General features: G+C 45.4%; 9 protein-coding genes. 2 read left to right on the top strand and 7 right to left on the bottom strand.

The genetic code is table 11. The features are described from left to right. Positions 1–304 precede the first annotated feature (304 nt). The 3 genes from L5M49_RS18605 to L5M49_RS18595 all read right to left on the bottom strand — a co-directional run bounded on the left by L5M49_RS18605 (position 305) and on the right by L5M49_RS18595 (position 3,503). Positions 305–502: a hypothetical protein gene (locus tag L5M49_RS18605; RefSeq protein WP_259560879.1), complete on the bottom strand. Its 198-nt coding sequence runs from the start codon at positions 500–502 to the stop codon at positions 305–307. A 313-nt stretch (positions 503–815) separates the two neighbouring features. After that, positions 816–1,187: a hypothetical protein gene (locus L5M49_RS18600; protein ID WP_037426830.1), complete on the bottom strand. Its 372-nt coding sequence runs from the start codon at positions 1,185–1,187 to the stop codon at positions 816–818. Positions 1,188–1,703: 516 nt separating this feature from the next. Then, entirely contained in the window at positions 1,704–3,503 is a 1,800-nt protein-coding gene (locus L5M49_RS18595; protein ID WP_263148820.1) for an ATP-dependent helicase, read from the bottom strand. Positions 3,504–3,654: 151 nt separating this feature from the next. Between L5M49_RS18595 and L5M49_RS18590 the strand changes: the two genes are divergently transcribed. Then, positions 3,655–4,512 (top strand): hypothetical protein, encoded by an 858-nt coding sequence (locus L5M49_RS18590; protein ID WP_263176879.1) that lies wholly within the window; start codon positions 3,655–3,657, stop codon positions 4,510–4,512. Positions 4,513–4,553: 41 nt separating this feature from the next. On the opposite strand, the gene traN is transcribed toward L5M49_RS18590, so the two are convergent. The 4 genes from traN to lepB all read right to left on the bottom strand — a co-directional run bounded on the left by traN (position 4,554) and on the right by lepB (position 11,761). Continuing rightward, positions 4,554–7,997: a conjugal transfer protein TraN gene (traN, locus tag L5M49_RS18585; protein ID WP_263176880.1), complete on the bottom strand. Its 3,444-nt coding sequence runs from the start codon at positions 7,995–7,997 to the stop codon at positions 4,554–4,556. 833 nt (positions 7,998–8,830) lie between these two features. After that, the gene (locus tag L5M49_RS18580) at positions 8,831–9,982 is read right to left on the bottom strand and encodes a TraU family protein (RefSeq protein WP_263176881.1); all 1,152 of its coding nucleotides are present in this window, start codon (positions 9,980–9,982) and stop codon (positions 8,831–8,833) included. Beyond that, a complete protein-coding gene (locus L5M49_RS18575; RefSeq protein ID WP_263169743.1) occupies positions 9,979–11,274 on the bottom strand; it encodes a TrbC family F-type conjugative pilus assembly protein in 1,296 nt (431 codons plus the stop codon). Before L5M49_RS18575 ends, L5M49_RS18580 begins: the two co-directional genes overlap by 4 nt. Next, the gene (gene lepB / locus L5M49_RS18570) at positions 11,255–11,761 is read right to left on the bottom strand and encodes a signal peptidase I (protein ID WP_263169745.1); all 507 of its coding nucleotides are present in this window, start codon (positions 11,759–11,761) and stop codon (positions 11,255–11,257) included. Before lepB ends, L5M49_RS18575 begins: the two co-directional genes overlap by 20 nt. A gap of 72 nt (positions 11,762–11,833) precedes the next feature. On the opposite strand from lepB, the gene L5M49_RS18565 reads away from it, so the two are divergent. Then, the gene (locus L5M49_RS18565; protein ID WP_263176883.1) at positions 11,834–12,277 is read left to right on the top strand and encodes a hypothetical protein; all 444 of its coding nucleotides are present in this window, start codon (positions 11,834–11,836) and stop codon (positions 12,275–12,277) included. Positions 12,278–12,292 lie beyond the last annotated feature (15 nt).

Here is a 12,292-nt window from a genome sequence, read left to right as displayed (position 1 = left end):
TGGGCAGAACCCACAAGGGAAAAAATGCTTAACGCAGCATCAAAGCGCCCTTTCGGGAGATTGTGATGGTCAAACTAGATGCTCTAGTAGACGCACCACAACCAAACAACAACTCGGCAATTAAATTCCAGTTTCGCGTAGGCGATTGGAATACTGATGTTCAGCGCTTAATTGGGAGTTGTTGTGAGGAAGCATGGAGTGGTACTAAGCAAAATAGGCTTGAAAAAACCCACTTTGGTTAGTTGTGCCAATCAGCACCGGCACTGATTGGCTGACACGTCCGTAAGACGGTCTTACTAGCCGGTTAGATAACACCTAGAGTTTCCTCTGGTGACAGAATGTTTTGAGATTTTGCCCAAACTGATAAACGCTCAGCCAGTTCGCCATGATCACTGCTGCTCACATCAAAACCAACCTTGCTTGATGTAATAGCAACACATTTTTCAGACGCGGTAACGAGCACATTCAGATCAGAGTAGAAAATCGCAGATAGTGTAGACATAAGTAAAATTCCTGTTTATAGAGTGTCGCTAGTGCTGTCTATTGCGAAAGAGCATTAGTGACACCCCATAAACAGTCCTAGAGGACGCTTAAGTGATGTCGATTTACAGTGGTTAATTTGGCATTACCAAACTAGGCCCAATCTCTCTAATACAGGTCTAACTAAAAACAGATAGATAGTCATAAAACCCATAAAGATTGCCGCAAATACGATAGCGTCCATAGTCTCACTCCAGTTTTAATAAAATAAAAAAGAAAAGGGGTGAGAACGCCTTTTAGGGCAATTCATCACCCCAAAAAGGTAGGTTTGTTAATCAATGTAACAAGTTGAATAGATTCCGTTTGGCCAAGCGTGTACGTGCGCCAGAGTCAAGCAAGGCATACGTAAAACTGTCTTGAAGCTCTAAAGGGAGTCGATTCATTAGTTCTTTAAATGTCGCAACCATCTCTGATTTCAAAGATTCAGCCGCAGATAAATAAAGGGTCCCACACAACTCACCAGCTAAATCAGCATGGAATTTGGCGTTTTTTTGAATTTTTGAATTGACATCACGAAACGGAGAATCGTTAAGCAAGGCAATCTGAGCTGAAGCAGTTTGAATCTCGCCTTCAGCGTCACAAAGTGTGATTTTTTGATTAAGGGTGATCTGATGCAGAACACTCTCGGCCGAAAAAATACTATTCATAGTTCACTCCAATAATTAAAAATTGGGTGAACAATCCCTGTGGGGGAATATTCACCCACAAGGGAAGATATTTAGAAAATCTAAACATCTGGTTTCAGGTCGCTAATCTGAATTGAGTCTGAGTCCGAGGCTAACGGAGACTTTTGGTTGCTGCGTAGCAACACCTTTTGAACTAAACGCCGAATCTATCTAACTGAATTTTTCAGTGATAGATTTTTCGTAAAGAAATGGAAAGCTGATATTCAGCGAGCCAGACGTTTAGGTGGGAGGTTCGGTTGCGCAATTGCACTAGGAAATCGTTATTTCCTAGTGAAACTGGAGGTAAATCAGAAATAGCTAAAGCCACCGATACGAAAGCCATGAACAGGTGTGTACATCATGGCCCTGAAAAGAATGCCTACTGAAAAGTAGAACACTTAGAAAGGCGAAGGTCATCCGCCTGCTTACACATTATTTTAATTTCGTAAGCTTGTCAATCTGTGTTTATCGGTGTTACAACAATTAGACTTATCCACCTTATGCGGCGTCAAAATCGTCGTCATCGTCTTCATATCCAGACTCCAGCTCTACAACCCTTTCATTGTTAACCTCGTACAGAAACTCACTGGGCTCACTGGTGTAACTCATAGTGAGCGACGAGATAGCGCGAGTCATGGCCACATACATTAATCGACGTTCTTCCGCTATCTTACCCCCTGCTAACGCCTCTTTGCTCGGGATGGTTCCTGTGTCGCTCCCCACTATCCACACGTTGTCGAACTGCAAACCTTTTGAAGAGTGCATAGTGATCAATGACAGCTTAGGTGCGGCCTCTTCTGATTGGTCTTTGCGCTTTTTGCTGTCTAACGAAGACTTCAGTTGCGCAATACTTTCGCCCAGGCTCTCCCAGTGACGTCCAGCAATGACATCACCGACGACTTGAGCATGTTTTTGGTCGCGCTTATCGAGGTGTATGACTAACAATTTAACGATAGATTGCATGTAGGTTCGCTTCGCATCCTCACGCCCTGCTGGTATGTCATGCCAGCCTTCAGCTAATGAGTGGAACTTTTGCAGGTCAGCATGATGACCAATCTCCGCATGTTTAAGGCCGCCAAAGGTCGTTTTCGCCGTCCGGCATAAACCTATAATTCTTGCCGTTTCCGCCTCTGGCACTGACAAAGCCGCCAAAGCCCGATGTAGGGTATGGTCATCATGTTTGCCTGAAATCACAGAGGCAATTTGAATCAAGCTGTAGGGTGCAACGCCATCAAAAAACGACTTACCGCCGCGTCGATTGTACTCAATGCCATGACCCTGAATAACCGTTTCAACGCGGTCAAGGATGGCATTGTTCCTCGCAATTACTGCCCACGTATGAGGCTCTTTGCTCACCGCATCTAAAATCCTGTTAAGCTGGTTATCCATCGTGCCAGACTTAATGATTTTGACAGTCCCTTGCTCTTCCCTAACCGCATTCATCGGCTTATCAATCCTATCGGGGTTATTGAACTTAATCAGCATCCCCGCTCGATTCAGGATTTCCTTTGAGCATCTAAAGCAGTCTCTCAGCACGTAAGCATCTGCGTTAAACTCTGACTGAAAGGCCACCATATTGTCGTATCCTTGACCACCCCTGAACGAGTAGATAGCTTGATCGTCATCACCAACGACCACCAGCTTTTTACCAAGCAGCGCGTGTTCTCGTAGCCACATGTATTGCAGTGCATCGGTATCTTGAAATTCGTCTACCAGAATATGCGTAGCCGACACAGGGGGGATTTCCCTTTGCGCCAGCCAGCTCACGGACAGTTGGCATACGACGTTAAAATCCGTCTTGCCCTGCTTAATAAGCATATCTTTGTAAAGCTCGTACAAAGCAACTTCTGTGTCACTATACTCTTTTGACAGGTCTTGGCTTCGGCCCATTTCATCAAACAGCCTAACAACGTCCGGCACCTTAAATCTGAACTTATCAATGAGGTCTAAATGGTCAGCTTCATTGAGCACCGACTTAACGAACAGCATTAACTCATTGGCCATTAATAACCGGCGATTAAGTTTGCCGCGAGTCATCGCTAACGCAGTTGAATGAAAGGTACTGATAGTTACCCGTTCCATAGCTCGTGGGGTAAGGGCGTGAAGCATTCGCTCAGTGAGCTCAACACGAGCCGCATCCGTGAAGGTGAGTAAATGGACAGAATAGGCGCCATCTCTGGACAGTAAACGCTTAGTCAGCTCTACCAAAACATAGGTTTTGCCGCTTCCAGGTAATGCACAAACAAGGGTATTGTCGTCACGTTCGATGACTAACCCCTGATCTTTTGTTGAGCCCATTTAAACTTCGCCATTAAATTTATGTGTTGCGTGAATGATAAGTTTCGTAAGCTAAACAATCAACCTTTTAACCACTCTTCTTATATTTCAAGAAATTTGCCAAGTATTAGGCCTGTGTTAACATTGTTGGTAATTCAGGCAGGAGTTCGACATGAAAAAATCAATCATCGCATTATCAGCATTAGTCGCTAGTTCAGTATTTGTATCAGGGACAGCAAGTGCTGCTGAAACAAAGTCATTCGATCAATTAGCTATTCAATCAGACGATTCGTTTGCTCTAAAAGTGCTAAAAGCAGCTGGAGGCGATAAAAACACTCAAGACACTGAACTATCTGCGGAAGATTGGCAAAAGGTTAATGGTGCTTCAGGCTCTGTCATGGCGATGAATATGGCTGCAGGCACTGCTGGTATTGGCGCATTCGGTGGCAGTGGATTAAGTGGCGGTTTAATGAATGCAGGCTTGTTCTTTCTCGGAACCACGAACAAAAAGCCTTTAGCAAAGTTTAACCTTATTCAAGTGATTCCTGCCGCAGATTTGGTAGGACATTCTCAGCAATTAGCCGACTATTTAGGCAAAGATGTTGGAACTGAATATAAGATCGGAAGTGTAAAAATTGGGAGCAAAATGACTCACCCAATGTTTGTTAAGGATTCTAAAGCCCAGTTAGCGCCAAACAAGAAAGAAGCAGGTTGGGCATGGTTAACTTATGGCGTCGCCACCCCAGCGACATCATTAAATGCTGAACAGGCATCTTCCTTATTTGATCAATCATTTGATGTTGGAGACTATTTAGTAATTACAACGTCAGTGAGCACTTGCGGAGAGCTCGTGCTGCTAGATAAGTTAAATGCTATCTCGACCACTTATCCAACTTACCTATATGTGCCTCCGGTGGATGCTGTTGCGAATAGAGACTGCCCCGATGCTGATAATTTGAGAGCAAAATATCAGCAGGTAATCGACCTGAATAAAAAACAGACCCATTTATTCATCAAACCTAAAGCCTAACAAAAAGGCCGTTACAATAAACGCTGTAACGGCCTTTGTTTTTATACAGGACAGCTCGGCGGTCTTGGGAAACCTGAACAATCTAAGTTAGTCGCAGGTGATGCGTTCTGGAACGCTTCTTGAACTTTAACACCAGTGTCAACCCCTAACTGATTTTTAATCCTGTCATCGGCACTATCTCGAGCTTCTCGGTTAACCACAGCATCTTTACCCGTCTTTTCCATGTCTGGTTCAGGGAACATACCTGATTCAGTCATCAACCCTACCCATTCGCTGAAATCCACTTTACCCAAGTCGATATTTGCTAACTCGTCTAGAGTCAATCCGCGACACGTTTCGTTGTCATGCCATGACACCGGATTTTGACCTAACTGAACAATTACTTGCTCCATAATTATTCTGGCCAAGGTACTCTTGAAACAACAATACTCGTTATGGGCCTTGTCGGTACATATCCCTAATGTCTTTTTACAAGGAACCTTACGGACAAAGAAACACTTTCGTTCTTTCAGCTCTGTACCCATTTTTAGCTCTTCGTCATCACAGGCCGTCAATATCGTATAAAGCAATTTCAGCATGTTATAGATGGTGTAAAGCATCATAACGAAAGAAAGTGCTGCGATGAGGTTGCTGGCAATCCCTTCCATCGCTTGAGCACCTGCTTCCTCCCCAGCCATCTCAACCCCAAGCGCTTCGGCGCCAGCTAGAATCGCTTCTTGCATTGCCTCTGGCATCACATCGTAAACCCATTGATAGATTTCTGTTTTTACCGTATCAATTGAGGTCGCCAAATCGGAGAAAAAATCTGTGACAACGGCACCCGCTTCCCCTGAAACTGTGGTTGTTGCGTTACCCGCTGTTGCCGTGGCTTCAGATGAAAAAGATTTACTAAGATAATCCCATGCGCCCTGCGCGGCCTCTGTCGCTGGTTTGGTTGTGTCAGATACCCAATCAACAGCATCATTCCAACCACTTTTTACCATGTTCCAGCCTTTTTTGGCATATTCCCCGCCTAAATACTCATTCACCCACGCGTTCTCACTGGATACCGCATTTTGCCCTGCCTGAAAGGTCATCAATGAAAGTTTGAACAAGTTAGACGTGGTATCCGTGCCTTTGGTAGAGCAGCAATCGTTCACCTTGAGTTGATCCCAGCTACATTGTTCGACACTGCCCACGAAAACCTGGCATGTATCTGGATTAGTTGGGTCGGTACACGACGAACCATTATCTAACTCGTTAATCGCCGCGTACATCGCAGCGGTTTGAACAAAGTCTGTATTGGTCTCTTTAGCTTTTGTCTCGCAATTTCCATCAACGCAAGATGCATCAGTGAAACAAGTATTATTCTCCACGGTTTCGGTTTTAGTTATGACCGAACCGCTTTCGCAGCGATACGTGACATCCCAACCAAAACAGGTATTCGTTGCTGAATCTAGCCAACCTTCCGCACACGTAGAGGATTCAATACTGCACTTTTCATCTGAAGTGTACTGGGTACATTGGTCACCCATTGTGCGAATGTCAGAATAACCAACTGAACCACCATTAAGCGGTAATCGATTTCCCTTGAGAGGATCACACACATAATCTTCCATATGTGCGTACATGCAAGGGGTAAGACCATCATCACCCTCATATAAGGGGTCTAAGTTGACCAGTGCAAACATATCCTTGGTTTTTTCTAGTGCGTCGAGCACTTGTTGATCCGAGGTAATATCACGAAGCACTTCCCAATGAGCCAGATAGAGTGGCGCATTCGCACGTTTGGTCCAATCCTGTGAGGTATTCCCTCGACCAATGATAATTCGACGCTGCTTTAATGAGTCAAAGCTTCCACCATACATCTGCTTAGCGTTAAATATCTGACCATTTTCATTGTAAAACCGAGATGTCAGACCATTGTTAATTTTTACAGCAAAGACAGACCATTTGTTCCTCTTGGGTAAGACGTTTACAAACTCTGTCCCGTACATTCCTGGGCCACTATAGATACTGTGGGTTTGGAATCCGATGCCTTCTTTACACACCCATAGACCGTCATCGTTTTTATTATCGCCCTCGGAGTCAGTGGTGCCAACTATGTTACCGCAGTTTGAATTAGTCCCATTTGCCAAACTTGGTTCAAAATCCCTACGCATAACCATTAATACTACGTCATTTGGCCCGGAAACTGCCTGAACACCCGGAGCTCCTTCAATATCCGATAGATTCAGAACACCACCGTTGTTGATTAACTCTGAATCTAACCGAGCATCGCATTTCCAATCAGAAGCCGTACAAAAACTGTCAGGCGTTGACAACGAAGCCTCGCATCCTTCAGGGCTCTCGATAATTTCTTCTTCCCAATTTGCTATTAGGTCTTTATCAGTATTAATCGTGATTGTGGCATAGCCTTCACCAACGTCTTTAACCGCTACAATTTGTTCAAATGACAAGGTTCGGCTTTTAGCCAGCGCCGCCTTAACGGTAGTGGTAATATCTTCAGGATTTTTATGCCATGTGTTTTTCAATTCACCACAGCTTGCCCCATCTTCAGGTAGTTTACTAGATTCACGCAGGGATACGCCGTTAAGCGACAGTCTGTACCAATCGTCATACATCGTTTTACCAATGGTTGCCGATACAATATTGACGTCATCTGCAAGGCGAAACGCTTTCTTTTCTGTATACCTCTTACAAGTACCATCGGGATAATCCGTCAGATAATTATCCCCTTCTTGTCCTATAGTTACGCTAATACACCTCTTTCCACACAAACCGTAGCCAGAGCCAAATATTTTGTTTTCATCGGGCGGAGTTAACACCCGCTCCCTATTACAACTTGATAGGTTGTTGCGGTTGGGCTTAAAACACTCCTGCGTTGTACTCTGTACGAGGGAGTCATCTACCGTGGTCTTAGTAACGGTAGACGCGGTACAGTCACCAAAGAATTGACCGCCATTACCATTAAGAATATTTTGCTGCTCCTGTGATCCAGATTTAAGGAATGAAGCATCCTTTCCAATAGTGTGTGGCGGGTTCTTGTTTTGAGCATCAAGCAAGGTTAGATAAGCATTGGCACTATGATCTTGCGCATCATTCGTTTCATCTTGATTTGCCCCAACAACGGGCTCTGACTTTCCATAAGCCGTGTTTCGCTCAACGGCCTCTTTAATCGATTTTTGTTGCGCCTTTTCGTCCTGATAAGTACCTGTTGCAGATACGTTGTAACCGTTATTGGAGTCAAGCCCGAGCATATCAGCATTGGTCATATTAGATGTGGTCATATCTGTTTGACCAACATTCCGGTAATTAAGCTTAATATTGTTAGTTGTACCTCCTGGCAGCTCAATGGCGCCTACCGCGGATTTGCCAAAATCGCGGCCCATCTGCATAAAGTAATCAGGATCTGATAAGTTTCCCTTCGCCGTAATACAGGTATTGCTGTAGGGATCTAACTCTTTTCCTGCTGGGCAGCTGGTTACTGTACCTGACGTGCTCACGCATGAGCCATTCTTATACGACGTTCCTGCTGGGCAGCTCGGGGCCGTCCCAGGTGAACACTGACCGCCATCTTGGTAATAGCCGGACGGACAGCTTACCGTAGACGGGGTTGTTTGCACTTTCACACAGTTGTCATCACCGGCAGGGGTGTGACCCGTTGGACAGGTGGAGACCGTACCTTCGTAAAGAGTGCGCTTACAAGTAGATTCATTCTGCTTTTGCCAGCTTTGGTCAGGCAGTGACACAGTGACTGTCTCGTCTTTTTTACAGAGTCCGAGGTCTACATAGGTCTGGGGACAGATTTGCTCAACCTTTTCAGAGGCTCCGCCCTCATTTGGACACGTTTTTCCCAATGGAGTTTGTAGCTTAAAACAGATCCCATTGCTATATGTCGTGTACCCACTGGGGCAATTCGCTAATGAGGATGCGCTTTGCCTTGCAGAGCAATAATTGGGATACAGTGGGTCTTGATAATTCCACGATTGCTGGATATCGAGCCAGTTAGTCCCAGTGGGGCAACTGTTAATCGTTGTCCGGGACTCATTTTTGGCGCATGTTTGTAAGCCATCAACAGTGGTGACGGAATAACCAGCTGTAGGGCATGTCACTACTGGCGCTGCATAGGTGTACTTAACACAAGTGCCATTTGAAAAGCTCCACCCTGTTGGGCAGGAATACTGAAGAGATACTGGCAATGGGAGATCTGCAAATGCAGGGCTACTTGTGAGAAATAGCGCCAGAAAACTCATAGTTAAAATATTGAATAAGTAAATGCTTCCTATTCCGTAAGAGATTGCCTTTTCCCACCACGTAACCAGTTTATCTTCCATTGTTATTGAACCCTCACACAGCAATCGGTGTATCTGAAAATTGAATAAACCGCGTGTTGGTCTTTTCCATTACCAGGAGACTTTCTACCTGAACCCCACCAAATCGTAGGCCAACCGAGAGGGTGACAACATTCATCCCATGAACCATCTAGGGTTGATTTATTTTTATCTTCGCTGTTGTCGTTATTGCCAGTTTCAGGATTTTGTAGATCCTCAATGTTAAAAGCCTTCGTGGGTTTCACGGCTGATGCTGCAGCAGGATTCGCTTCAGGAGACGGATACATCATAGAAATTTTGTACTGCGCCTTAGGGATCATTGGACTGTACTCGGCGTTACACATCGCCTCTTTACCGTAAGTTTTTCGCGCTAACCCCCTGCGATGTAGCGCAGCAAGTGAACGAGTCGTGATTAACTGAGTATTGCGGATAAAATCATTGTCGGCCCCAATAAAGCCGGTTAATGGATACAAGGGACCATCTAAACCAGCGCAGAACCACAGTGCCTCGTTAGCACTGCCGCTACTAGCAGTGATCATCCCATCGGCAACACAAATGGCGCGGCCAACAGGATTCGCAATAGGAATTGCGTCAGGAGTGAACAGAAATGATAGCGCCGAGTTTTCGTAGGTGACATCGAGAATTGACATGTACGCAATATCGAGGTCAAAGTAACCAGGGGATGTGTCGCACTCAGGCAACAAGAAAAGACCTAACATCTTGAAAACCGGATTGATGATGTAGTTGTAATGTAAGAACGATACCGTTTCGGCAGATTGAGTATCAGGGTTGGATGCCCTCCCCCGCATCGTCATGTCATTTTGTAGCAAGGTTCCACCTAGCGTTGGACTGCACCATGGCGTTGCAGAGACTTCAACTAAATGATCAGGTGACCAGTAACCCAGAGATACCCCAAGCTCCGGCACACCCAGAGCATCCGAACATGAGCATAAACGACTCGAATTAGCCCCTTTAGGCACATTGTCCGAGAATCCGGCGAGATTAAAAGGTAGCGTACATGACCAGCAAAAGGAGTTAATCAGGTTTGAGAAATAGCCAGCATCGGGGCAAACCGAGTCCGGCATACTGTTCGCACTCACATTTACGGACATCATGGAAGCCAGAAAAACTGCTACTTTTGCGAACTTCTTCATCATTTGGCACCGCCATTTGGAGCTACTAATAGTGTCGGTAATCCCGCATTACTCAGAGTTCGTTGACCAATCTCAGTGACGCGGATTTCTCCCTTAAACAAATCAACTAATGCGGGTAAATGCTCAAGCTGAAAACGAGACACCATCGTCGGTTGCATCAAGTACAAGCGACGGCCTAGTTTTGTCTGCAACTGGTTAAATTCGGTTAAATCGCTACCGGCTGGCAGAGCTGATAGCAGCACGTAAACTTGCTTGTGCTCAGTCACGGAAAGTACATCATTCATCCACGCCAGCTGACGCTCACTGGTTGGGTCAATCATGAATAAGCGGGTTTCCATTTGGAGTAATGCCGTAGGATCTACAACATCACCGGCCTTGGCAAAATACTGGCCATCCGGCGTTGTTTGGTCTTGGGTAAAGCGAACACGCGGGTCAATTTTGTAACGCACATCCTCGTCTTTAAGGCTCTCTGTCAACTGAACCTCTTTACGGTTAACGAATCGGCTAACGGCCTCGTGCTTTTTCTCTTCCCAATCTACTTTTTTGAGCTTCTGTTGGATAAGTTCGAGCATGTCCATCTCAGTAATATCGTAAGTGTCTGACAACTTCCCGAGCGAGCCGCTTTGCAACAAGCCTTCGGACTGCTTAACGAAATCTTCTAATGACTGTAGCCCTGTCGCGGTAACCACTTTGCCACCGTTGCGATACACCATTGTTGGCGCTACTTCGACTGCATAGGTATTAAACAAACGAGGGTCGATGATAACTCTTGGAGTCACATCTAAATCTGCTTCATCTATCGCTCTATGAATGGCGTTGGAGGCATCACGCAGACTTTCAGATTCATCTTTCAGTCCTCTAAATACGACTGTTGTTTTAACTTGGCTTTGAGATGCTGCTCTCAGCGCTGATTTCAGCGTGTATGCTGGCATACCGAATGAAGCGAAAATGAATACCTCTCCGTTTGCGGCTATCTCTTGCTGCACAACAGGCGTGACAGGTTCTGGCTTTGGCAGCACTTGATGCCTGATCGCATCGGCCTGCTGGGTGAGCATTTGTGCTTGTGAAATGTAAGATTGCTGCCCCCAAGCAGCGGGGAGGCCACCTTGGGGCTGCTGGGTATTGTTCTGTCTCATAGCCTCGATTTGGCTGCGCACTTCATCCATTTGGCGCTTAGCATCCAAAATGAACTGCTGGTTATCATCGGCCGATACCGCATTAAAGTTGATAACTGACAATGTAATCGCCGCGAACGCACTAACGAGTGACTGCTTATTAGATAATGAGGTATGCACGACCAATCACCTGTTGAGTTTTGATGGGACCAAAAAATCGACTGTCATAACTGCCAGCTAATGTGCCTAGCACAAAAAGCCTGTCTTTTTCGACGGTCCGAGTACCTGTTAGCGTTCTAGTGTCGATGTTTAGTGCCTTCGCCGCTGAGTCGATGGGCGCCGGAAATTTGTGGCTATTGTTGGACACGCTAAATTGGCCCACCTCGACACGATCCCCTTGCACACCTGCCACCAGCTTTATGATGTTAATCCCCGCCGGAAGAATGTCCGTCTGATGGGATTTGAACATCACTAGCTCACCCGTATTCACCTGTTTTTGTTGTGTATCAACGACGAACACTGAGCCAGGGATGCACTTATCGCTGTTAAACACGAAGATCAATTTGTAGCCATGACTGAACCACGTCACCGCCGCTGCGATGACAGCTGCAATGCAGAACGGAAATAAGTAAGTATGACGCCAGTTAGCTTTGTCGAACTTGAACATAATACACATTTATTTAAACACAAAGTTCATGTATATTACTAGACAGCGAGCAGATCAGCAAGAACGAGTGCGATGATGGAATCTACTGCAAACGATTTAGAATTGATTAGGAATCAACTGGGAGTTGATGTCTCTACACTTAAACCGATTAGTATTACTGGCTTGTCTCTTGACGAGTTAGAACGCATATCTACACATATTGAGTGTGGAAAGAGTTTTGTAAATTGCTGTAGAACACATTCAATTTTAGGGGCTGATGCCATCGTTCAGGGTATCGTCATTATCGCTATCGGGGATGACGCCATTGCGCTTGAGCATCGATGGTTGAAACGTAGTGATTACTACTTAGACCCGACATTTTGTTTCTTTAACAGCACGAGCAAGCATGATGACACATGCGTCTTGGGTTACTATCAACAAATTGAAATCGATACTCAAGTTGGTGCTAACGATTCACTGTCTGAAATTTCAAGCCTTTTAGTGCATACCTTGGCAAAACAACGAGCTACCGCCTAAAGCTGATTTCACCTT

The sequence above is a fragment of the Shewanella sp. SM74 genome, from assembly GCF_025653725.1.
GTDB lineage: Bacteria > Pseudomonadota > Gammaproteobacteria > Enterobacterales > Shewanellaceae > Shewanella > Shewanella oncorhynchi.
The sequence above is the reverse complement of the archived record's forward strand: the minus strand, read 5'-3'. Positions and strand labels throughout refer to the sequence as shown.